Source organism: Streptomyces sp. NBC_01451 (assembly GCF_036227485.1).
Lineage (GTDB): Bacteria > Actinomycetota > Actinomycetes > Streptomycetales > Streptomycetaceae > Streptomyces.
This window is the reverse complement of the sequence record NZ_CP109479.1, coordinates 6,613,507-6,636,338: the sequence shown is the minus strand read 5'-3', so window position 1 is coordinate 6,636,338 and position 22,832 is coordinate 6,613,507. Positions and strand designations below refer to the sequence as shown.

The window sequence follows — 22,832 nt, the reverse complement described above, 5'->3', positions numbered from 1 at the left end:
GGGCGCGTACGGAACATACGTACCCGCACCCCCACCCCTCCGCTTTGCGCCACTCGCCCTCCGCCCTGGACTCACCCTCCGCTTTGCGCCACTCGCCCTCGGCCCCGGACTCACCCTCCCCTTTGCGCCACTCGCCCTCCGCCCTCATCCCGCCCTCGGTGTCACCAACCCCGACTCGTACGCCACGATCACCAGTTGCGCCCGGTCCCGCGCGCCCAGCTTCCCCATGATGCGGCTGACGTGGGTCTTCGCGGTCAGCGGGCTCAGGCCCAGGGTCTCCGCGATCTCCGTGTTGTTGAGGCCCCGCGCGACCAGCCTCAGTACCCCGCGTTCCCGTTCCGACAGGCATTCGGGGCCGGCCGTCGTCGTCGGCGCCTCGGCGTTGCGCAGCAGGCGGGCTATCAGGCGGGCCGTGGGTCCCGGTGAGAGGAGGGCCTCGCCTGCCGCCACCGTGCGGATCGCGTCCAGGAGTTCCGCGGGCCTCGTGTCCTTGACCAGGAAGCCCGACGCGCCCGCGCGCAGCGCCTCCACCACGTGCTCGTCCGTGTCGTACGTCGTCAGGACAAGCACCTTCACGCCCGCCAGGTCCTCGTCGGCGGCGATCAGCCGGGTCGCCTCGATGCCGTCGAGGTCGGGCATGCGGAGGTCCATGACGACCAGGTCGGCGCGGGTGCTGCGGGCCAGTTCGACGGCCTGTCGGCCCGTACCCGCCTGCCCCACCACCTCCATGCCCGGGGCAGACTCGACGAGCATGGCGAACGCCGCCCGTACGAGCGTCTGGTCGTCGGCCAGCAGTACGCGAATGGTGGTCATCCGGCCTCCTCCGCTTTCCGGTTCACCGGCAGCGGAAGTACCGCGCTCACCGTGAATCCCCCGTTGTCCTTCGGTCCGGCGTCCAGTGTGCCGCCCACGCTGCGCGCCCGTTCCCGCATCCCCACCAGCCCGAATCCGAGCGCCTCGGGCGCATCCGCCCCGCCCCCGACCCCGTCGTCCGTCACCTCGACGCGCAGCGCGCCCTCACCCCCGTACAGCAGCACCCGTACCGTCAGATCGTCCCGTCCTCCGTGCCGTACGGCGTTCGTGAGTGCCTCCTGGACGATCCGGTAGGCCGCCGCGCCCACAGCGGGGGGTACGGCGTCGGACCGTACCCGTACCGCCAACTCGACCTCGGCGCCCGCCGCCCGCGCCGTCTCCGCGAGGTCGGGCAGGCCGGCGAGGCCGGGGAGCGGGCCCCGGCCCTCGCCGCCGCCCTGGCCCTCCCTGAGCACCTCCAGCGTCGTACGGAGTTCACCGCGTGCCGTCCGGCAGGTCTCGGCGATGTCGTCCAGGGCCCTGGCCACGGCCGCGCGGTCCAGGCGGTCCGGGTCGGCGGCCAGGACGTGTGCGGCCACCGCGGTCTGGACGCCGACGAGGGTGATGGTGTGGGCCAGCAGGTCGTGCAGGTCACGGGCCACGCGCAGGCGTTCCTCGGCGACGCGGCGGCGGGCCTCCTCCTCGCGGGTGCGTTCGGCCCGTTCGGCACGCTCGACGATGGCCGACACGTACTGGCGGTAGAAGCGGACGTCGATGCCGAAGAAGAGCACCGCGGCGATCCAGCCGGAGATCCGCAGCAGCTCGACGGCCTGGTGCATGCTCACGGTGAGCATCACGCTCAGGGCGATGCCGAGAACCACGGCTCCGGTCACGATCGTGCGCAGGGGGCGGCCGGTGACGGCGACCGTGTACAGCGCGATGTACGCGGCCGGGGTCGGCGCGGTGTGGTTGTAGTCGAGCGCGTGGTACGGCACGACGAGCGCCACCACGGCCACGAGCACCAGCATCGGACGGCGCCGCCGCCACACGATCGGCACGTACGCGCCGAGCAGCAGCGCCCAGCCGAGCACGTCCGGACGGCCGCCCTGGTCGAGTACGTCCGGCCGGGTGCTTCCCCCGTCGGTGAGCAGGGCGAGGGCCGTGGCGATCACGGCGCCGGCCGACGCCAGCAGCGCGTCGTTGCGGAGCGCGTGCGGGGCGCTGCGGGGGTCGCGGGTGATCGCCGCCATGATCCGCTCGCCCCGTCCAACAGGGGCCGCTCTTCCGGTGGTTGGCTGCACAGGGTCATCCTCCGTCAGCGGGCGCCCCGCCGTCAGGGAGGGGCGCCCGCTCGCTCGTACGACGGATGTCATACGGGTTCCGGCTGCCGTTCCCGTCGTACGGCGTCCGGGTCGGGCCTGCGGGACAGCTCGCCCGGCCACCACACCCTGCGGCCCAGCGCCACGCTCGCGCTCGTCACCAGGTACGTCCGGACGAGGAAGGTGTCCAGGAGCACGCCGACCGCGATCACGGAGCCCAGTTCGACGAGTTGTACGAGGCCCATGTTGGTCAGCACCGCGAAGGTCGCGGCGAGGACCAGCCCGGCGGAGGCGATGACCCCGCCCGTCGTCCGCAGCGCCGTGAGAGCCGCCGCCACAGGTTCCGCGCCGCGCAGCGCCTCCTCGCGCATCCGGTGCATGAGGAAGATGCCGTAGTCGACGCCCAGGGCGACCAGGAACACGAAGGACAGCAGTCCGAGCCCGGGGTCGGTGCCCTCGAAACCGAGCAGCGGGCCGAACACCAGTCCGCCGATGCCGAGCGAGGCGCCCCACACGGCGACGACGGCGACCACCAGCATCAGCGGCGCGACGAGCGAGCGCAGCAGCGCGATCAGAATCAGCAGCACGGAGACGAGCACGATCGGTACGACGACCCACACGTCCCGCGCGTTGGTGTCGACGAGGTCGATCTGCTGGGCGCTCGGTCCGCCGACGTACGAGCCCTTCAGGTCCTCCCGCAGTCGCTCGATGGTCGCGGTCTCGGCGGCCGACTGGGGCGCGTCCTTCGCGAAGACGGTGATCTCGGTCCAGCCGTCCCCCGTACGTCCCTTCTGCGCGTCGCTGATTCCGTCGGCGCCCCGGATCGTCGCGAGCGCCGCCTCCGCCTGTCCGGCCGGGGTGATGACGCTGATGGGCTGGGTGCCCCGGTCGGGGTAGGCCCCCGCCAGGGTCCGCATCGCGGCTACGGCCTCCGGCCTGTCGACGAAGGCGTCCTCCTGCTTGACCGGTCCGGCCAGGTTCAGCACGCCCAGGGCGAGCGCGCCGAGCAGGACGGCGCCGCTCGCGAGGACCACCAGGGGCCGGCGTCCGGCGGAGCTGCCCATCGCGGCGAACAGTGACCGCCGGCGCACCTTGGGTGTACTGCCGTACGTGGGGACGAGCGGCCAGAACACGCGGCGGCCCAGCAGCACCAGGACCGCGGGGAGCAGGGTCAGCATGGCGACGAGGGCGCACAGCACGCCCACCGCGCCGAGCGGGCCCATGCTGCGGCTGGAGTTGAGGTCGGCGGCCAGCAGGCACAGCACCCCGGCGGCGACCGTGCCGGAGGAGGCGAGGACGGCGGGTCCGCAGCCGCGCAGGGCGGCGGCCATGGCGTCGTACGGCCGCTCCACGCGCCGCAGTTCCTCGCGGTAGCGGGAGACGAGGAGGAGGGCGTAGTCCGTGCCGGCGCCGAAGACGAGGATCGTCATGATGCCCGAGCTCTGGCCCGAGACCGTGGTGCCGAAGGCCTGGTTGAGGCCGTAGGCGACGCTCATCGACAGGAAGTCGGCGATGCCCGCGACGACGAGCGGGACCAGCCACAGCACCGGGCTGCGGTAGATGAGGATCAGCAGGACGGCGACCACGGCGACGGTGGTGTAGAGCAGCGGTCCGCCGAGCGAGTTGTAGACCTCGGCGGCGTCGGTGGCCAGCGCCCCCGGGCCGCCGACCTCGACGCGCAGCCCGCCCTCGCTGTGGGCGACTTGGCGCACGTCGTGGACGAGGGCGTCCCGCTTCTTCTCGTCGGTGCCGGGCTCGTTGCTGCTCACCGGGTACATGAGGGTGGTGCCGTCGGCGGACGGTACGCCCTGCGGGGCGGCCGTCAGGACGTGCTCGCCGGCGATCCGGTCGACCTGTCCTGCGGCCGTCGCCCTGTCGGCGGCGGTGAGTCCGCCGTCGCGGTGGTAGACGAGGACCAGCTGTGTGGTCTCACCGCCGGGCAACTGGTCCTGGACCCTTGCGACTTGGGTCGAGTCGGCGTTCGCGGGCAGATAGTCGGTGATCCGGTCGTGCTGCACCTCGGAGAGCTTCGCCGCGAACGGCCCCAGGATCGCGAGCACCCCGACCCACAGCCCGAGCACGAGCAGCGGCACGGTCCGCCCGCGCCGTGCGCCCTTCAGTGTCCTTGCGGCCCCCACGGATCCTTCGGCCCCCATGTCGAGGCCCTCCCCTCGTCCGGACTTCTGGATGGATGACGCTCACCAGAATTCCGCCGCACGGGGGCGGATTCGTCGCGCGGGAGGGCGAGTTCGGGGGTACTGCCGGGGGTGGCCCGGGGGCCGTACTACTCCCCCGGGAGTAATCGCGGGCCGGTGACCGGCCGCGGAGGGCCTATGAGTGCGTCCGCGCCGCCGCCAGCAGTCGGGTCACGTCGTCCCCGCAGATGGTCAGCGCCGCGCCGACCGTCGCGAGGACGTCGCGTTCCGCGGGGGTGTACGGGCCGTCGGCCAGGGCGATGCGGGCGGCCTGGAGGAGAATCGATTCGCGGCCGGGGGCGGCGAGGTGGGGGGCCAGGGGGTCGAGGGCCTCGTGGAGCTCTATGGCGAGCCCGGGGCCGCACGGAGGGCCGAAGAGGCGGCCCGTGTCGGCGGCCAGGGCGTCCACCAGGGCCGCGAGCTGGTCCTCCGTGCAGTCTTCGAAGCCGGCCGCGCGGACACCCGTCACCGCCGTCTCCAGGCTGAGGCGGGCCTGGGTGCCGCCGGCGGCGAGGACCGCGAGGGCGACCGTGTGGACCGCGTCGCGGAGCATCGCGGAGAAGCGGGTCGTGGTGGGGTGGTCGAGGACGTCCGTGCCGAAGTGGCTCTGGCAGGCCGCGCATTCGACGACGGGGCCGGTCTCGCCGCGCGGCAGAATCGGTACACCGAGAAAGGTGAAGCGGCGACGGCCCGTCAGGCGCTGGTAGTTGCGGTCTCCGCCGCAACCGGGGCAGAAGAACTCGCCATCACCGACACCGGCCCAGACCGTACGGGAGCCCAGGACGCGTGCTGTCCGGCCTCCGCGCACGACCCGGCCGCCCCGGCCGTCTCGTCGCTGTCCTGGGAGCACGTCGCACCTCCGGTAACTACCCCCAACTGCCTGCAGGGCGCGGGAGGTACCCCCACCGGCAACACCGCCGCGCTGGCGTGATGTTAGCCACATTGTTGATGTGTAGTCAGTACCCAGGACCGGACCTGCCCATGACCGCTCCTTGGTTTGGCCGGTAAACGACGGCCGCCCCGCCCGCCACAGAGGGCGGACGGGGCGTGAAACCAACCGGTCGGGTGAAGTCAGCGACCCGCGCGGTTGACGGCCGAGACGACCGCCTTCAGCGAGGCGCGGGTCGTGTTGGCGTCGATGCCGATGCCCCACAGGACCTTGTCGCCGATGGCGACCTCGATGTAGGAGGCGGCCTGCGCGGAGGCACCCTCGCTCATCGTGTGCTCGGTGTAGTCCAGGAGACGGGCGTCGATGCCCAGACCCTGCAGGGCGTGGAAGAACGCGGAGATCGGGCCGTTGCCCGTGCCGACCAGGGTGGTCTCGACGCCGTCGACCTCGGCCTCGACCGTGAGGGTGTCCACGCCGTCCTTGTCGGTGGTCGACTGGCCGGTCTTGACCTGGATCCGGCCCCAGGGGTTCTCGGGGTTCGGCAGGTACTCGTCCCGGAAGATCGTCCAGATGTCCTTGGGCGTGACCTCGCCGCCCTCGGCGTCCGTCTTCGCCTGGATCAGCTTGGAGAACTCGATCTGCATCCGGCGCGGCAGGTCCAGCTTGTGGTCGTTCTTCAGGACGTACGCGATACCGCCCTTGCCCGACTGCGAGTTGACCCGGATGACGGCCTCGTAGGACCGGCCGACGTCCTTCGGGTCGATCGGCAGGTACGGGACCGCCCACTCGATGTCGTCGACGGTGACGCCCTTCGCGGCGGCGTCGGCCTCCATGGCGTCGAAGCCCTTCTTGATGGCGTCCTGGTGGGAGCCGGAGAAGGACGTGTAGACCAGGTCGCCCACGTACGGGTGGCGCGGGTGGACCTCCATCTGGTTGCAGTACTCCCACGTACGACGGATCTCGTCGATGTCGGAGAAGTCGATCTGCGGGTCGACGCCCTGCGAGAACAGGTTCATGCCCAGGGTGACCAGGTCGACGTTGCCGGTGCGCTCGCCCTGGCCGAACAGACAGCCCTCGACGCGGTCGGCGCCGGCCATCAGGGCCAGTTCGGCGGCGGCGACGGCCGTACCGCGGTCGTTGTGGGGGTGGATGGAGAGGACGACGTGCTCGCGGCGGGTCAGGTTGCGGCCCATCCACTCGAAGCGGTCCGCGTGTGTCGACGGGGTCGAACGCTCCACCGTGGCGGGCAGGTTGAGGATGATCTCGCGGCCCGGGCCGGGCTGCCAGACGTCCATGACCGCCTCGCAGACCTCCAGCGCGAAGTCCAGCTCGGTGTCGGTGAAGATCTCGGGGCTGTACTGGTAGCCGAACTCCGTCTCCGGGCCCAGCAGCTTCTCGGCGTACTCCATGACCAGGCGCGTGCCGTCGACGGCGATCTGCTTGATCTGGTCCTTGGAGCCGCGGAAGACCACCCGGCGGAAGACGGGGGCGGTGGCGTTGTACAGGTGGACCGTGGCGCGCTTGGCGCCCTTCAGGGACTCGACGGTCCGCTCGATCAGGTCCTCGCGGGCCTGGGTCAGTACGGAGATGGTGACGTCGTCCGGGATCGCGCCCGGCTCCTCGACGATCGACCGTACGAAGTCGAAGTCCGTCTGTCCGGAGGCCGGGAAACCGACCTCGATCTCCTTGTAGCCCATCTTCACCAGCAGGTCGAACATCGCGCGCTTGCGGGCCGGTGACATGGGGTCGATCAGGGACTGGTTGCCGTCGCGCAGGTCGGTGGAGAGCCAGCGGGGGGCGACGGTGATCCGGTTTCCGGGCCAGGTGCGGTCGGGGATGTCGACCTGCTCGTACCGGCCGTACTTGTGGATCGGCATGGAGGTGGGCTGCTGGCGATTGGCGCTGTGGGCCATGATGCGTGGGCTCCTCGTGGTGTCCTGAAGGACGGCCGACGGCGCAACGCCAGACTCCGCGGGGAGGGGGTCGGCCTCTACTTACAGGCCCTCGCCGCGGCAGCTAAGGAGGAGCAGCCCGATATGCATGATGCTCCGCACTGTAGCCGAGCCGCGCCGGACGCGCGGGCCTGTATCACTATGCGGGACCCCCAGTATGCGGGAGCACGAGAGCAAAAGGTGTAAAAGGTGCGCCATCCCACTCGGCCGCGACCCGATGCCACTCACTGTCACTCGATGCATACCACTCTGTCACCGAACGATGGGCTCCTTGTCCGGTTATTTCACCAATCATGGTTGCGGGTGGTGACAGCCGCGTGACTCGGTGCAAGGGTGCCGGGCATGACGACATACGGGGGCTCTGAGCCCGTCTTCTGCACGATCGTCCCACCGCACATCCTCAACACGCTCGCCCGTCACGAGGACCCGGCCGTCTCCGGCCCCGCACAGCACACGCTGGTGCTCGACGCCCAGAAACGGGCCGAGCGCCGCGTCACCGCCGAGTTCGGCCTCGCCCTCGCCCCGGCCGCGAAGGCGCCCTCCGACCAGCCGCTGCGCACGATCTACGACGCGGAGCACCGCACCACGCTGCCCGGCACAAAGGTGCGCGCCGAGGGCTCCGAGCCCGGTCAGGACGCCACCGTCAACCGCGCCTACGCCGGCCTCGGCGCCACCTTCGACCTCTACCTCAAGGCCTACCAGCGCCACTCGATCGACGGCGCAGGCCTGCCCCTCGACGCGACCGTCCACTACGACGAGGGCTACAACAACGCCTTCTGGGACGGCAATCAGATGGTGTTCGGCGACGGCGACGGCGAGATCTTCGTCGACTTCACCAGCTCCATCGACGTCATCGGCCACGAACTGACCCACGGCGTCACCCAGCACACCGCGAACCTCACGTACTACGGACAGCCCGGCGCGCTCAACGAGTCGATGTCGGACGTCTTCGGCTCGCTCATCAAGCAGTACTCACTCGGCCAGACCGCCGCCGAGGCCGACTGGCTCATCGGCGCGGGCCTGCTCGCCCCGAGCGTCACCGGCACGGCCCTGCGCTCCATGAAGGAACCGGGCAGCGCGTACGACGACGACGTGCTCGGCAAGGACCCGCAGCCCGCGACCATGGACGGCTATGTCCGCACCGGCCGCGACAACGGCGGCGTCCACATCAACAGCGGCATCCCCAACCACGCCTTCTACCTCGTCGCCACCGCACTCGGCGGCAACGCGTGGGAGCGGGCCGGGCAGATCTGGTACGACGTGCTGACCGGCGGCGAGCTGAAGGAGGACGCGTTCTTCGACGACTTCGCCCAGCTGACCGTCGCCACCGCGACCGCGCGCTACGGGGACGGCGAGGAACTCCAGTCCGTACTGAAGGCGTGGGAGCGGGTCGGAGTGCCCATCACACCCCGGGCCCGCCTGTAGCCGACCGGCCGCACGCCTGCCTCACCGGTCACTCGTACTGGAACTGTTCTCGTACTAGACAGGGACCCATGCTTATTCAGGTGAGACGTACGGGCGGATTCGCGGGCATCGAGCGGTGCGCCGAGGTGGACACCTCGGGACGGCCCGACGCCCCGGCGTGGCACGCCCTCGCCGATCAGGCGGTCGCGGCCGGCGGGGGCACCCCGCCGACCGGGGTACCGGACGGCTTCAGCTACGAGATCACGGTGGACGGGAAGACGGTGTACTGCGCCGATCCCCGGCTGACCGACGAGCAACGGAAGCTGATCTCAAGGGTGTTGAAAGAAGGGGCATAACGGATGTGGCGGGTGTCGACGGGCAGGGTGTGACCGCATCGTCACCCCGGCCCGTTGACACCCGTTACCCCCGGTACCGATGATCCGGCGCATGGCGACCAACCCGATACCCCAGTTCCCGGCCGGCTTCCTGTGGGGCGTGTCCACCTCGGCGCACCAGATCGAGGGCGCGGCGGACCAGCGCGAGCCCTCCGTGTGGGACACCTTCACGGCCGAGCCCGGACACGTGAAGGACGGCTCCACGGCGGCGGTGGCCTGTGACCACTTCCACCGCTACCCCGAGGACGTGGCCCTGCTGGCCGGCCTCGGCGTGGACGCGTACCGCTTCTCGATCTCCTGGCCGCGGGTGAACTCCCCCGGCGGCCTCGACTTCTACGACCGGCTGGTGGACGAGCTGTGCGCGGCGGGCATACGTCCCGTCCCGACCCTCTTCCACTGGGACCTGCCGGTGAACCTGGACTGGCTGGAGCGGGACACCGCGTCCCGGTTCGCCGACTACGTGTCCGTCGTCGCCGCGCGGCTCGGCGACCGCGTGCAGAAGTGGATCACGCTCAACGAGCCCGCCGAACACACCCTGTTCGGGCACGCGTTGGGCGCGCACGCACCCGGGAAGCAGCTGATGTTCGACGCGCTCCCGGCCGCCCACCACCAGCTCCTCGGCCACGGCCTGGCCGTACGGGCGCTGCGCGCCGCCGGTGCCACGGACATCGGGATCGCCAACTCGCACGGGCCGACCTGGCCCGCGTCGCAGGAACAGGAGGACCTGGAGGCTGCCGGGTTCTACGACCTCCTCCTCAACCGGCTGTTCGCCGAACCGATCCTGCTGGGCGAATACCCCGAAGGTCTGGGCGAGTTGATGCCGGGCGACGTGGAGGCCGACCTGAAGGCGATCGGGGAACCGCTCGACTTCTACGGCGTCAACTACTACGCCCCGACGAAGGTGGGCGCGCCGCAGGGCGCCGACATCGAGTTCGGCGGGCTGACGATCCCGGCCGAACTCCCCTTCTCCGTCCAGGAGATCGAGGGGGTCCCGGTGACGGACTTCGGCTGGCCCGTCGTACCCGAGGGCCTCACGGAACTGCTCACCACCTTCCGGGACCGTTACGGGGACCGGCTGCCGCCCGTCGTCATCACCGAGAACGGCTGCTCCTACGAGGGGCTCGACGACCAGGACCGGATCACCTACCTGGACGGTCATGTCCGGGCGCTGCACCGGGCGTTGGAGGCCGGCGTGGATGTACGCGGCTACTTCGTGTGGTCGCTGCTGGACAACTTCGAGTGGGCGGAGGGGTATGCGCGACGGTTCGGGCTGGTCCACGTGGACTTCTCGGACCCCGCCGCGCTGACCCGGACGCCCAAGGCCTCCTACGGCTGGTTCAGGGACCTGCTCCGGGCGCAGAGAGACCGAGGATGACCGACGTGTCCGGCTCGGTGGGTGCGCTCGCCGAGCCGGTGGACCGGGTCGGGCGGGGCTGGACCGCCTCGCTCTCGCTCGCCAACGGGGCGATCTGGGTGGGCTGGTTCGGGCCGCTGCAGATCCTTCTCGCCTCCCAGGCCGAGGACTTCGCGCCCGGCACCGGGATGTCGAAGGAGACCCTGCTGGCCTGGGTGGCGGGCGCGGGCGCCCTGGTGTCGCTGGCGGCGAACCCGTTCTTCGGCGCGCTGTCGGACCGTACGACGTCGCGCTGGGGGCGCCGTACGCCGTGGATCGTGGCCGGGGCGGCGGGCGGTGCGCTGTCGTTGCTGCTGCTGGCGGGGGCCGGTGGGCTGTGGACGATGGTGGCGGGGTGGTGCCTGGTCCAGCTGACCCTGAACGCGGCCTTCGCCGCCGTCACCGCAGCCGTCCCCGACCGTGTTCCCAGGTTTCAACGAGGCTCCGTGGGCGGCTGGTTGGGTGTCGCGCAGATCCTCGGCGTGGTCGGCGGGACGGGCCTGGCGACGGCGGCGGGCGGGGTCGGCGCGGGCTATGCGGCGTGCGCGGCGTTCACACTGCTGGGCGTGCTGCCGTACGTCCTGCGGCACAAGGATCTGCGGCTCGCGGCCGAGGACCGGCCGGTGTGGGCCTGGCGGACCTTCCTGGCCGGGTTCTGGCTGAGCCCGCGCCGGCATCCGGACCTGGGGTGGGCGTGGCTGACCCGCTTCCTGATCAACCTGAGCAACGCGCTGGTGCTGCTGTACCTCCTGTACTACCTGCGGGACCGCCTCGACCTCTCCGACCCCGAGCAGGGCGTCCTGATCCTGACGGCGGTGAACAGCGTGACGCTGCTCGCCACCGTCGTCGTCGGCGGGGTCTGGTCGGACCGGGTGGGCCGCCGCAAACCGTTCGTGCTCTGGTCGGGCGTGCTCATGGCGGTGGCGACGGCGATGCTGGCCGCCTGGCAGACCTGGCCGGGGGCGATCGTCGCGTCTGCGGTCCTCGGTGTCGGCTTCGGCGTCTTCACCTCGGTCGACTTCGCCCTGATGACGGACGTCCTCCCCACGGCGCTGGACCGCGGCAAGGACCTCGGCGTCATCAACGTGGCCAACGCCCTGCCCCAGGTGGCCGCGCCGGCCCTCGCGGCGCCGATCGTGACGTATCTGGGCGGGTACCGGGTGCTCTATCTGGTGTCCGCGGTGATCGGACTGGCGGGGGCGGTGCTCGTGAGGCGGATCAGAGGGGTCGACTGACCGACGGCCGGCTCGACGGACGACTGCACGGCCCGACTTCACGGCGGACCGCGCGGCTGACTTCACGGCCGGCCCGACGGCCGGCTCACAGCGCGCCCGCGTCCTGGGCCGCGTAGACGCTGGGGTACAGCGGGCGGTAGCCGAGTTCCCTCCGGATGCGTTCGGTGGAGGTGATCCCGAACCACGGGTCGGGGTCGGTGTTCTCGTACAGCTCGGCGGGGACCTCCACCCCGTTGAGCTGGTGGAGTTCGACCGCCGTGACAGGGGCGTAGTCGCCGATGTTGTAGATCCGGCCGGCGATGCCCGGTGCGTACAGGACGCGGAGCAGGCCCTGGGCGACGTCCGCGTGGTGTCCCATCTGCAGCCGCTGGGCCGCCGCCCAGTGCGCGGCCCACATCAGCGACTGGGCGAGGTGCGGGTCCCCCTCGCCGTAGACGAAGGGGAGCCGGCCGACCCGGACGTCCATGCCCTCCAGTGCGAGAAGCTCCCGTTCGGCCGCCGCCTTCGACTCGGCGTAGGCGCCCCACATCACACCGCCGGGCCGGGTCTCGTCCTCCTCGACCAGCGGGCGTCCTCGCCCGGCTCCGTACACGATCCCGGTGCTGACCTGCACGAATCGCCCAACACCCGAGGCCAGCGAGGCGCGGCCCAGTTCCACCGCGGCGTCCCGGTTGACGGCCCACGCCTCCTCGTCCGGCACCCCGCGGAAGGAGGCCGCGACGTTCACGACCGCGTCGGCCCCGGCGACCGCCTTGCCGAGCGCCTCCGTGTCGCGCAGGTCCCCGACCACGACCTCGGCGCCCAGCTCGGCGAACCGCTCACCTCGCGCCGCGTCCCGCACGAGGACCCGTACTCGCTCCCCCGGCCGGCACCGCGCCAGCAGCCTCGGTACGAAGCGCCGGCCGACCTGTCCTGTCGTACCCGTCACCAGTGTCAGCATGATCTTCTCCTCCGGTCTGGTGCCACCACTGTCCGGCGGAGCCTTCGGGGGCGGGAGAGACCCGTGGATCAGGGGATCGGCAGACCCTGGATAAGCCGGGCGGGCGGCGACATCCTGAGGAGGTGAACCGAGCCGAACTCGCCGACTTCCTGCGCCATGGGCGTACCCGTCTGGAGCCCTCGGCCGTGGGCCTCGCACCTGGCGCCCGGCGTCGTACGCCCGGTCTGCGCCGCGAGGAGGTGGCAGCACTCGTCGGCATGTCGGTGGACTACTACACGCGCCTGGAGCAGGGCAGGGGCCCGCACCCGTCCCGCCAGATGCTGACCGCCCTGGCCCGGACCCTGCGCCTCACCGACGACGAACGGGACCATCTCTTCCACCTGGCGGGCGAGGAACCGCCCCGGCGGGCGAGCGGGTCCGGGCATGTGCGGCCGGGACTGCTGCTGATCCTCGACCGGCTGCACGACACCCCGGCGCAGGTGGTCACCGACTGCGGTGAGGTCCTGGCGCAGAACGCGATGGCGAGCGCGCTGGCGGGCGACGTGTCGGCGCGTCCGCCCCGGGAGCGGAACCTCGTACGCCGTTTCTTCACGGACCCGGCGGCCCGGGCGCTGTTCCCGCCGGAGGACCTCGCCGAGCACGCGCGCTCCCACGTGGCGAACCTGCGGGCGGTCGCCGCGGCCCGGCCCGACGATCCCGTGCCGGGCGCCCTGGTGGCCGAACTACGGTCGGCGAGCGCGGAGTTCGCCCGCCTGTGGGAGTCCCACGAGGTGGCGGTACGCCGGGCTTCGACGAAACGGTTCGTGCACCCGGTGGTGGGGCTGATGGAACTGGACTGCGAGATCATGCTGGTGTCCGACCACCGCCAGCTGCTGATCGTGCACACGGCCCGGCCGGGGACGGAGTCGTACGAGCGGCTGCGGTTGCTGCGGGTGGTGGGGATACAGGACCTGTCGGCTCACGGGGCGTGAGGTGGGCCGACCGGAGCGGGGTGTCAGTGGTGGGCCGTCGCGGCGGCGAGGTTGGCGCCGAGCCGCCACAGCTCCGCGGTGATCTCGATCTCGGTGAGAGCCATGCGGGGGCCACGGCTGTCGGGCGAGGGCGAGAGCCGGTGCCGGCCGGCATCGAGGGTTCAGGGGCACCCGGCAAGCAGACTGGAACCGGGTGGGTGGGAAGGAGAACTCCTCAGAACCCCAGTTTCCGCAGCTGACGGGGATCCCGCTGCCAGTCCTTCGCGACCTTCACATGGAGGTCCAGGAAGACCGGCGTACCCAGCAGTGCCTCGATCTGCTTGCGGGACTTGATGCCGACGTCCTTCAGGCGCTTGCCCTTCGGGCCGATGATGATGCCCTTCTGGCTGGGCCGCTCGATGTAGACGAACGCGTGGATGTCGAGGAGCGGCTTGTCGGCGGGGCGGTCCTCGCGGGGGATCATCTCCTCGACCACGACCGCGATCGAGTGGGGAAGCTCGTCGCGTACGCCCTCCAGCGCGGCCTCGCGGATCAGCTCCGCGATCATGACCTGCTCGGGCTCGTCCGTGAGGTCGCCCTCCGGGTAGAGCGCCGGGCCCTCGGGCAGCAGCGGGACGAGCAGGTCGGCCAGCAGGTCCACCTGCTGGTCGGCGACCGCCGAGACCGGCACGATCTCGGCCCACTCGAACCCGAGCTCCCGGCCGAGCTGGTCGATCGCGATGAGCTGTTCGGCCAGTGCCCTGCCCTCGACCAGGTCGGTCTTCGTCACGATCGCGATCTTCGGCGTCTTCTTGATCGCCGCCAGTTCCTTCGCGATGAAGCGGTCACCGGGGCCGAGCTTCTCGTTCGCCGGGAGGCAGAAGCCGATGACGTCGACCTCGGCCCACGTCGTGCGCACCACGTCGTTCAGGCGTTCGCCCAGCAGTGTGCGCGGCTTGTGCAGCCCCGGGGTGTCGACCAGGATCAGCTGCGCGTCGGGGCGGTGCACGATGCCCCGTACCGTGTGCCGCGTCGTCTGCGGCTGGTCCGCGGTGATCGCCACCTTCTGGCCGACCAGAGCGTTCGTGAGGGTGGACTTGCCCGCGTTGGGGCGGCCCACGAAGCAGGCGAAGCCGGCGCGGTGCGCGGCCGATCCGTCCGACGGAACGGTCGGCTCGGTCGGCTCGGATGACGGTGTACGAACACTCATGGCGCCCATTGTCCCTGATCCATGGGAACCCATCGCACGCCGAGCCCCGACCGGGGCTCTCCAACCGCCCCGCGGCGGCTCTTCGACAGCCCTTCGACAGCCCTGCGACAAGTCCCGGGGCAGCCCTTCACCGGACCTCCGTGAGCTTCCGGAAACTCCCCCGCAACACGAAACGCGCCGGAAACACCCCCGTACGGAACACGAAACGCATACCGGTGACCCTCTGACGAGCACCCGCCCCCGCAGGAGAGACCGGAGACACCGTGCCCACCGAGACCACCGTGAACCTGGCCGCTGCCCGGATCGACACCGGCGACACCGCCTGGCTGCTCACCGCCACCGCCCTCGTGCTCCTCATGACCCCGGGCCTGGCACTCTTCTACGGCGGCATGGTCCGCACGAAGAGCGTGCTCAACATGCTGATGATGAGTTTCGTGTCGATAGCCCTGGTCACGGTGGTGTGGCTGGCCGCCGGCTACACCCTCGCCTTCGGGGACGACATCGGCGGCGGACTGCTCGGCGGACTGGAGCACGCGGGCATGTCGGGGCTCGGCCCCGACAGCGTCCGGGGCACCGTCCCCACCCTCCTCTTCGCCACCTTCCAGCTCACCTTCGCGATCATCACCGCCGCCCTGGTCAGCGGCGCGGTCGCCGAGCGGGCGAAGTTCGGGGCCTGGCTGGTCTTCGTGCCGGTGTGGGCGCTGCTCGTATACGTTCCCGTCGCCCACTGGGTGTGGGGTCCGGGCGGCTGGATTCTCGAACACCTCGGCGCCCTCGACTTCGCCGGCGGCCTGCCCGTCGAGATCACCTCCGGCGCCTCCGGGCTCGCGCTCTGCCTGGTCCTCGGACCGCGCCTCGGGTTCCGGAAGGAAGCCATGCGGCCCCACAACCTCCCCATGGTCGTGCTGGGCGCCGGTCTGCTCTGGTTCGGCTGGTTCGGGTTCAACGCCGGGTCCGCGCTCGGCGCCAACGGACTGGCCGCCGCCGTCTTCCTGAACACCCTCGCCGCCGGCTGCACCGGCCTTCTCGGCTGGCTCTTCGTCGAGCAGCGCCGTGACGGTCACCCCACGACGCTGGGCGCGGCCTCCGGCGCGGTCGCCGGTCTGGTGGCCATCACGCCCTCCTGCGGGTCCGTCTCGCTCCTCGGCGCGCTGGTCGTGGGGCTCGCCGCCGGTGTCGTCTGCTCGTACGCCGTCGGGTGGAAGTTCCGGTTCGGCTACGACGACTCGCTCGACGTCGTCGGCGTCCACCTGGTCGGCGGAGTGATCGGCACCCTGCTGATCGGGGTCTTCGCCGCCGGGTCGATGACCGGCGGGGCCGAGGGACTGCTGTACGGGGGCGGCCTCGGGCAGCTCGGCAGGCAGGCGGTCGCCGTGGTGGCCGTGGGCGCCTACGCCTTCGCCGTCACGTACGGCATCGGGAAGCTGATCGACCGGATCATGGGGTTCCGGGCGGGCGAGGACGAGGAGCACACCGGTCTCGACCTTACGGTGCACGCCGAGACGGCATACGATCACGGCGTCCTGGGCCACGGGGCCCCGGTGTCGTCCGCCGCACACTCCTCCCACTCCTCCGCGCAGAAGGTCAAGAGCCAGGCATGAAGCTCATCACCGCGATCGTCAAGCCGTACCGCCTCGACGAGGTCAAGACCGCGCTCCAGGAAATCGGCGTGCACGGTCTGACCGTGACCGAGGCCAGCGGCTACGGGCGCCAGCGCGGGCACACCGAGGTGTACCGCGGCGCCGAGTACCAGGTCGACCTCGTCCCCAAGGTCCGTATCGAGGTCGTCGTCGACGACGCGGACGCCGAGACCGCCATCGAGGCGATCGTCAAGGCCGCGCGGACGGGGAAGATCGGGGACGGGAAGGTGTGGGCTCTTCCGGTGGAGACGGTGGTCCGGGTTCGGACGGGCGAGCGCGGTCCCGACGCTCTCTGAACCACCTGACCCCCAGCACCGAGCCCGCAGCGCCGAACACCACGACCACCACGGCCATGAGCCACGGCAACGCGAAGAAGGACACGCTCGCCGACTCACGGGTGTCCTTGGCGTACGCCGTCAACGTGACGTCGCCCCAGTCGAGTTGGGGCGCGTCCTGCCAGGGTTCGGTGAGCCGGACCCGTTGGCCGGGCAACAGCTCGGAGGGGAGCCCGGAGAGGTCGCGGGCGAGCAGCGTACGGCCGAACAGGCCCTGCGCCCGCACCTCCACCCGGGGGTCGAGGGTGACGTTCCCGGTGTTGTGGAGTGTGTAGGAGATCGTGGCGGTGCTGTCGCCGAGGCCGGGGACGAGGGGCTGGTGGTGGCTGATTCTGACCTTCTCGACGGCGATGGCGGAGACGGCGGGCCCGTTCACGCGCAGATAGATCCGCGCCCCGACCGCCCGCTGCACCCCGAGGGCCAGTGAGCCGTCGCCCGCGTCGATCCGTTCGTCGAGGGCGACCAACGCGCCCACATGGTCGCCGGGTTCGGCCCCTTCGGGCACCCGGAGCGTGAAGGGCACGGTGACAGACCTGTGCGGGGGCACGGTGACCCGGGACTTCGCGGGCCGCGCCCAGGCGCCGACGCCGCGCTGCTTCTCCGCGAGGGTGCGTACCGCGAACCCGCCGTCGCGGACGGTGTTGTAGGCGTCGGCCGCGTACAGCCGGAAGGTGAGCGGCTTGCCCGTCTTGTTGGCGACGGTGACCTTGTCCTCGACGGTCGTACCGGGATCGGCGGAGAGGTAGAAGTACGGGCGCTGCGCCACGGCGGAGGCGAGGGGGAAGACCGACCAGCTGCCGTTGTCGGCGGCTCGGGCGGGGGCGGACGCCAGGAGTGACGCACCGAACGCCGCCAGCAGCAGCATGGGGAGCGCGAGAAGGACGTACGGCTTGCGACGCATCGGGAGCGACATGGGTGCGGACCCCCACGGACGAGGTAGGTGGGCGGGCGGGTGCGCGCCCGGCCACCGGATGACGAACGGCCTTTCAGGTACTGGTTGTTCAGGTGCAGGTCGTTCAGGTGCAGGTTGTTCGGATGAGCGGTGTCCGGATGGACGGTTGCTCAGGTGAGGGTGAGGGTGAGCAGGCCGGAGTACGTGCCCGGCGGGGTGAACGCCGGTACGTCCAGCGACAGTCCGGCGTCGACGGTGAACTCACCGCCGGTGACCGTTCCGTCGGGTGTGGAGGCCAGAGTGGCTCCCGTACCGCCCACCACGCCGGGGGAACCGGGCCGGCAGGTGCTGGGACTTCCGGCCTTGGTGGTGCAGGCCGGGGTCCAGCTGAGCTTGCCGGCGTCGATCTTGGCGCCGGGTCCGGTGAAGTCGGTGACCTTGCCTGTCAGGGACCAGCCCGCGGGTCCGCCGCGGAAGTCCTGGACGGTCACCGTCTGCAGCGACCCGGTAGAGGCGCCGCCCTTGCCGAAGTCGACCGCCGAGAGCTGGACGGCGTCCCCGGCCTGGGACATGGACAGCTTGCCCGCCTTGACGGTGGTGGTGAGCTTCTGGCTGTTGTCGGGAATGGGCGTGTTGTCGATGACGACGTAGGCGGCCGGACCCGCGCCCTTGGTGTCGCTCCAGGCGCTGCCCTCGTACGCCACGACCCCGGTCGTCGTCTTGTCGTTGACGGCGAGGGTGCCGCTGAAGGCGCCCTGGGAGTCCGCGGTCACGGTCGCGGTGTCGGCGGTCTGGGTGGCCCCGGACCGGCCGGCGAGTGTGACCGTGGCGCCGGGGGTGAAGTTGGCGCCGTTCACGGTGACGTTGGCCCCGGGTGCTCCGGAGGCCGAACCCAGTGTGATGGCACGGGTGTTGGTCTGGGTCCCGTCCGTCGCCGTGATCGTCTCGGAGACGGGTGCGGGCGGGGTGAGGACCGTGCACGGGGTGTCCAGCTCAAGGATGTAGCTGGTGTGGATGTTGTAGTCGCCGGGCGAGAGGGTGATCGCGCCGGGCGCGGTGACCGTGAAGGTGCCGGTCATCGAGAAGGACGGGAAAGCGCCCTTGCCAGGCACGGGGTCGTTCTTCTTGGGCCCCGCGACGGTGATGTCGCCGGTCTGCGCTCCGCCCAGGGTGACCTTTCCGGTGGGCGTCATGATGTCGGCGGGCAGCGCCAGATCGGTGGGATTGCTCGCGGCCGGCTTGACCACCGTGTACGTCACGGTGACGGTGTCGCCGACCTTGGGAGTGGTGTTGTCCACCGTGATCTGCGCGGTGGTGGTGCCGTCGATCGGCGGAAGGCCCGCGATCGGCGGCGGTACGCAGTGCGTGGCGAAGTCCACGGCGACGGACGCCGTGGTGGCTGCTCCGGCCGGGACGGCCAGCGCACCGCCCGCGGTGACCGCCAGCGCGGTCGCCCCGAGCAGCGCGGCCAGGCGTCGTCGTCTTCGACCGGTCGAACCCATGGATGCCGTGTTGGCCATGGTTGCCCCCTCTGAGGGATGCGGGCGCAGCGGCTCATCTGCGCCGACAGGGGGCCATTGATGTGCAGGTTGTGCGAGAAGTCAATGCAATCTCACGGAATAACCCGGAGTCGGGGAAAGTGAACTGACGGTCCATCAGTTCCCGGTTTCCCAGTCGGAAACGGCCGGCGCCGCCGCGGAGCGAGCGACGCCGGCCGCACTTCGGATCGGTGCGGGGAGGCGGGCCGTCACTAGAAGACGAACGGCCCCGGTGACTGGTTCGCGGTCGGGGTACAGGTCACGGTGATGCCGAAGAGCACCATCTTGAGTGTGCCGCCGCCCGCTTCGAGGGTGTCACCGGAGGCGACGGTGCCGCTCAGCGGTCCGACGGTGACCGTGGCACCGGTGGCCGTGGCCGGGTTCTTCGTACCGGTGAACGCGGTGGTGCCGCCGGTCGCCTTCGCCAGGGTCAGCGTGGAGGCGATCGAGTCGGCGGCCAGAGCGAGTGGGGCGGTGATGTTGGAGCTGACGGTGATCGTTGCCGCGGTGCCGTCCTGTACGACGGTGAGAGTTGTCGAACCGCCACCGAACAGGCCGCAGCCGTAGGTGATGGTCGCGGAGGTGGGGGTGACGGCCGCCGCGGCCGGCGCGAAGGCCAGTCCGGTGACGGCGAGCGAGCCCGCCGCGAGTACCGCACCGATACCGAGCCGCCTGCGCGCAGGCCTGCGTACTGTCGTGCTTGTCATCGATCGGATTCCCTTCCCTGGTACGGGAATTGCCATGTGGGGAATTGCGATGTGGGGGGTACGGCGGCCGGGTGCGGTCAGCCGCGGGGCGGGTGCGGGGCGCCTCGCGGTGGAATCTGACGGTCCGTCGGAAGAGCGGGTTCCATTGATGCGTGGGTTGCTCGCGATTGCAAGAGACGCTCTACGAGTTCTTCCGGGGCGCCCGGAAAGTGGCCGAAGACCGACTGTCGCCCGGGCACCCGGTCTCACCTCACCCGGCGGACACCGTCACCCGCACCACACCGTCCGGTCCGGCCACGTGCACCGGGGTCGCGGGCCCGCCGAGATCCCGTACGGCCGCCAGGTCCACCGCCGGCACGCCCTCCGCACCGGTCACGACCGCCGCCGCCTCCAGCGAATTCGCCCCTGACGCCACGGCCATGGCCACCGCCGTCCGCAGCGCGCTGAGCTTCAGCGAGTCGAGGTCGACCGTGCCCGCGACATACGTACGTCCGGTCTCGTCCCGTACGGCTGCCCCCTCGGGAACGCCGTTGCGGGCCCGGGCGGAGCGGGCGAGGGTGACGATCTTGCGGTCCTCTGGATCGAGGTCGGGCGCGATGCTGTCGGTCATGCCATGAGCATACTTACGCGGTTTGTCCCCTGCTGAGGCCGCCTGAGGCTTCATGACACAAGGAAGTCACACAAGAACAGGTATCAGGTACCGGCGATCAGGGCATGACCCAGGAACCGCGAGCCATGAGGAGGCGTTATGAACCGCCAGACCCGCATCCGCGTCACCCGTCGGCCCAGCGCTCCTTCGCCCCGCGACCTCCCCATCGACCGCAGGACGCCCTCGGGCCGCATCCTGCCGTACTAGGACCGGAGCCGGTCATGCCCGTCAGGGCCGGTCGAGCCGCAACCGCTCCGCGCGCGGCAGACCGGCCACCACCAGGTCGTACGAGTCCTCGATCAGCTCCCGTACGAGCTGATCGGGCAACTCCCCGTCCACCGTCACCGTGTTCCAGTGCCGTTTGTTCATGTGGTACCCGGGGATGATCAGCCCCGGGTGATCGGCGCGCAGCCGGATCGCGTCCTCCGGACCGCACTTCAGGTTGACCCTCAGAGGCAGGTTGTCCGTCCAGGACAGGGCGAACATCTTGCCCAGCACCTTGAAGACCGAGATCCCCGGGCTGAACGGGAAGTCCTCGACAGCGGAGTTGAAGGACAGACAGAAGGCACGCAGTTCCTGCGGAGTCACGCCTCGCTCCCCTGTTTCTCCTCCGTCGGCGCCGCCGCGGGATCGGTCGGCTCGACGAGCACCGTCACGATCTTGTTCCGACGACCGGCCGCGGCCTCCGCGGTGAGCCGCAGTCCGCGCCCGTCGGGCAGTTCGACGACGGCCGAGGCACCGGCGATCGGTACCCGGCCCAGCGCCTTCGCCAGCAGCCCGCCCACCGTCTCCACGTCCTCGTCGTCGTACTCGTCGAGCCCGTACAGCTCGCCGAGGTCCGTGATGTCGAGGCGGGCCGTGACGCGGTGACGCTCGTCGCCGAGCTCCTCCACCGGCGGGAGTTCACGGTCGTACTCGTCGGTGATCTCGCCGACGATCTCCTCCAGGATGTCCTCGATGGTCACGATGCCGGCCGTGCCGCCGTACTCGTCGATGACGACGGCGACGTGGTTGCGGTCGCGCTGCATCTCACGGAGCAGGTCACCGGCGTTCTTCGTGTCGGGTACGAAGGCGGCGGGCCGCATGGCGCTCGACACCAGCTCGCTCTCCGCGTCCCGGCTGATGTGCGTCTTGCGGACCAGGTCCTTCAGGTACACGATCCCGACGACGTCGTCCTCGCTCTCCCCGGTGACCGGAATGCGCGAGAACCCGGAGCGCAGCGCGAGGGTGAGCGCCTGCCGGATCGTCTTGTACCGCTCGATCACGACCAGGTCCGTACGCGGGACCATGACCTCCCGGACGAGGGTGTCGCCCAGCTCGAAGACGGAGTGCACCATGCGGCGCTCGTCGTCCTCGATCAGGGACTCCTTCTCGGCCAGGTCCACCAGCGCGCGCAGCTCCGCCTCGGAGGCGAACGGGCCGCGCCGGAAGCCCTTTCCGGGCGTGAGGGCGTTGCCGATGAGGATGAGGAGATAGGGGATCGGTCCCATCACCCGGGCGAGCGGCAGCAGGACGTACGCGGCTGCCGTGGCCGTGTTGAGGGGGTGCTGACGCCCGATGGTCCTCGGCGAGACACCGACGGCGACGTACGAGACGAGCACCATCACGCCGATGGCGACGGCGAGGGCCTGCCAGGTCCGGTCGAACTCCTTGAGGCAGGCGTAGGTGACGAGCGCGGCGGCGGCCATCTCGCAGGCCACCCGCACCAGCAGCGCCACGTTGAGATAGCGGGTCGGGTCGGCGGCGATCTGCGCCAGCTTGGCGCTGCCCCGCCGGCCGCTGCGTACGGCTTCCTCGGCACGGAAGCTGGAGACACGCGCGAGGCCCGCCTCCGCGCAGGCGGCGAGCCAGGCGACGACGACCAGCGCTATGGCACCGGTGACGAGCTGGGGGTTCATGAGGAGACCGTCGGGGCGGGCGACGGACCGGTCATGCCCCGCTCGCCGCGCCAGCCGTCGACGATGGCGGCCTGGAGGCCGAACATCTCGGCCTTCTCGTCCGGCTCCTCGTGGTCGTAGCCGAGGAGGTGCAGCACGCCGTGGACGGTGAGGAGCTGGAGCTCCTCGTCCATGGAGTGCTGTGTCTCGGCCTCCTTGCCCTGCTTCTCGGCGACTTCGGGACAGAGCACGATGTCGCCGAGAAGCCCCTGCGGCGGCTCGTCGTCGTCCTTCGACGGCGGGCGCAGCTCGTCCATCGGAAAGGACATGACGTCGGTCGGACCGGGCAGGTCCATCCACTGGATGTGCAGCTGCTCCATGGCGTCGGCGTCCACGGCGATCACCGAGAGCTCGGAGAGCGGGTGGATGCGCATCCGCGCGAGCGCGTAGCGGGCGATGTCGAGGATCGCCTGCTCGTCGACCTCGGTTCCGGACTCGTTGTTGACGTCGATCGACATGG

Annotated in this window: 21 protein-coding genes; 7 read left to right on the top strand and 14 right to left on the bottom strand. The window is 70.8% G+C overall.

Going from position 1 to position 22,832, the window contains the following annotated elements:
- Positions 1-144 precede the first annotated feature (144 nt).
- The 5 genes from OG595_RS29145 to leuA all read right to left on the bottom strand — a co-directional run bounded on the left by OG595_RS29145 (position 145) and on the right by leuA (position 7,108).
- Positions 145-813 (bottom strand): response regulator transcription factor, encoded by a 669-nt coding sequence (locus OG595_RS29145; RefSeq protein WP_329277078.1) that lies wholly within the window; start codon positions 811-813, stop codon positions 145-147.
- Complete coding sequence (locus OG595_RS29140; protein WP_329277076.1) at positions 810-2,042, bottom strand: sensor histidine kinase; 1,233 nt, start codon at positions 2,040-2,042, stop codon at positions 810-812. The genes OG595_RS29145 and OG595_RS29140 overlap by 4 nt, the downstream gene beginning before the upstream one ends.
- A gap of 119 nt (positions 2,043-2,161) precedes the next feature.
- On the bottom strand, positions 2,162-4,267 hold the full coding sequence (locus OG595_RS29135) for an MMPL family transporter (RefSeq protein ID WP_329277073.1): 2,106 nt from the start codon (positions 4,265-4,267) through the stop codon (positions 2,162-2,164).
- A gap of 175 nt (positions 4,268-4,442) precedes the next feature.
- Positions 4,443-5,156, bottom strand: coding sequence for a tellurite resistance TerB family protein (locus OG595_RS29130; RefSeq protein WP_329277071.1), 714 nt, complete (start codon positions 5,154-5,156; stop codon positions 4,443-4,445).
- Positions 5,157-5,377: 221 nt separating this feature from the next.
- A complete protein-coding gene (gene leuA / locus OG595_RS29125; protein ID WP_329277069.1) occupies positions 5,378-7,108 on the bottom strand; it encodes a 2-isopropylmalate synthase in 1,731 nt (576 codons plus the stop codon).
- 381 nt (positions 7,109-7,489) lie between these two features.
- Between leuA and OG595_RS29120 the strand changes: the two genes are divergently transcribed.
- From OG595_RS29120 to OG595_RS29105, 4 genes are all read left to right on the top strand, one after another.
- Positions 7,490-8,572 (top strand): M4 family metallopeptidase, encoded by a 1,083-nt coding sequence (locus tag OG595_RS29120; protein WP_329277067.1) that lies wholly within the window; start codon positions 7,490-7,492, stop codon positions 8,570-8,572.
- 68 nt (positions 8,573-8,640) lie between these two features.
- On the top strand, positions 8,641-8,907 hold the full coding sequence (locus OG595_RS29115) for a protealysin inhibitor emfourin (protein ID WP_329277065.1): 267 nt from the start codon (positions 8,641-8,643) through the stop codon (positions 8,905-8,907).
- 79 nt (positions 8,908-8,986) lie between these two features.
- Positions 8,987-10,321 (top strand): GH1 family beta-glucosidase, encoded by a 1,335-nt coding sequence (locus tag OG595_RS29110; protein ID WP_443073168.1) that lies wholly within the window; start codon positions 8,987-8,989, stop codon positions 10,319-10,321.
- A complete protein-coding gene (locus tag OG595_RS29105) occupies positions 10,318-11,574 on the top strand; it encodes an MFS transporter (RefSeq protein WP_329277061.1) in 1,257 nt (418 codons plus the stop codon). Before OG595_RS29110 ends, OG595_RS29105 begins: the two co-directional genes overlap by 4 nt.
- A gap of 85 nt (positions 11,575-11,659) precedes the next feature.
- Here the strand turns inward: OG595_RS29105 and OG595_RS29100 are convergent, their stop codons facing one another.
- Entirely contained in the window at positions 11,660-12,514 is an 855-nt protein-coding gene (locus OG595_RS29100) for an NAD-dependent epimerase/dehydratase family protein (RefSeq protein ID WP_329277059.1), read from the bottom strand.
- Positions 12,515-12,636: 122 nt separating this feature from the next.
- Here OG595_RS29100 and OG595_RS29095 point away from each other — a divergent pair, with 122 nt between their 5' ends.
- A complete protein-coding gene (locus OG595_RS29095) occupies positions 12,637-13,485 on the top strand; it encodes a helix-turn-helix transcriptional regulator (RefSeq protein ID WP_329277057.1) in 849 nt (282 codons plus the stop codon).
- Between the two features lie 214 nt (positions 13,486-13,699).
- On the opposite strand, the gene era is transcribed toward OG595_RS29095, so the two are convergent.
- A complete protein-coding gene (gene era / locus OG595_RS29090) occupies positions 13,700-14,683 on the bottom strand; it encodes a GTPase Era (protein WP_329277055.1) in 984 nt (327 codons plus the stop codon).
- Between the two features lie 272 nt (positions 14,684-14,955).
- Here era and OG595_RS29085 point away from each other — a divergent pair, with 272 nt between their 5' ends.
- Both OG595_RS29085 and OG595_RS29080 read left to right on the top strand, forming a co-directional pair.
- A complete protein-coding gene (locus OG595_RS29085) occupies positions 14,956-16,275 on the top strand; it encodes an ammonium transporter (RefSeq protein ID WP_329283292.1) in 1,320 nt (439 codons plus the stop codon).
- Positions 16,272-16,610 carry a P-II family nitrogen regulator gene (locus OG595_RS29080; protein WP_327694816.1) on the top strand — a complete coding sequence of 113 codons (339 nt, stop codon included), beginning with the start codon at positions 16,272-16,274 and terminating at the stop codon, positions 16,608-16,610. The genes OG595_RS29085 and OG595_RS29080 overlap by 4 nt, the downstream gene beginning before the upstream one ends.
- Here OG595_RS29080 and OG595_RS29075 read toward each other — a convergent pair.
- From OG595_RS29075 to ybeY, 7 genes are all read right to left on the bottom strand, one after another.
- Positions 16,504-17,562 carry a WxL protein peptidoglycan domain-containing protein gene (locus tag OG595_RS29075; RefSeq protein ID WP_443073167.1) on the bottom strand — a complete coding sequence of 353 codons (1,059 nt, stop codon included), beginning with the start codon at positions 17,560-17,562 and terminating at the stop codon, positions 16,504-16,506. The genes OG595_RS29080 and OG595_RS29075 overlap by 107 nt on opposite strands.
- A gap of 149 nt (positions 17,563-17,711) precedes the next feature.
- On the bottom strand, positions 17,712-19,043 hold the full coding sequence (locus tag OG595_RS29070; RefSeq protein ID WP_329283288.1) for a beta-xylosidase: 1,332 nt from the start codon (positions 19,041-19,043) through the stop codon (positions 17,712-17,714).
- Positions 19,044-19,291: 248 nt separating this feature from the next.
- A complete protein-coding gene (locus OG595_RS29065) occupies positions 19,292-19,786 on the bottom strand; it encodes a hypothetical protein (protein ID WP_329277053.1) in 495 nt (164 codons plus the stop codon).
- A gap of 250 nt (positions 19,787-20,036) precedes the next feature.
- Positions 20,037-20,396 carry a cytidine deaminase gene (locus OG595_RS29060; protein ID WP_329277051.1) on the bottom strand — a complete coding sequence of 120 codons (360 nt, stop codon included), beginning with the start codon at positions 20,394-20,396 and terminating at the stop codon, positions 20,037-20,039.
- A gap of 267 nt (positions 20,397-20,663) precedes the next feature.
- Positions 20,664-21,023, bottom strand: coding sequence for an MmcQ/YjbR family DNA-binding protein (locus OG595_RS29055; protein ID WP_329277049.1), 360 nt, complete (start codon positions 21,021-21,023; stop codon positions 20,664-20,666).
- Positions 21,020-22,333 carry a hemolysin family protein gene (locus OG595_RS29050; RefSeq protein WP_329277047.1) on the bottom strand — a complete coding sequence of 438 codons (1,314 nt, stop codon included), beginning with the start codon at positions 22,331-22,333 and terminating at the stop codon, positions 21,020-21,022. Before OG595_RS29050 ends, OG595_RS29055 begins: the two co-directional genes overlap by 4 nt.
- Positions 22,330-22,830, bottom strand: coding sequence for an rRNA maturation RNase YbeY (gene ybeY, locus OG595_RS29045; protein WP_164320078.1), 501 nt, complete (start codon positions 22,828-22,830; stop codon positions 22,330-22,332). Before ybeY ends, OG595_RS29050 begins: the two co-directional genes overlap by 4 nt.
- Positions 22,831-22,832: the final 2 nt, after the last annotated feature.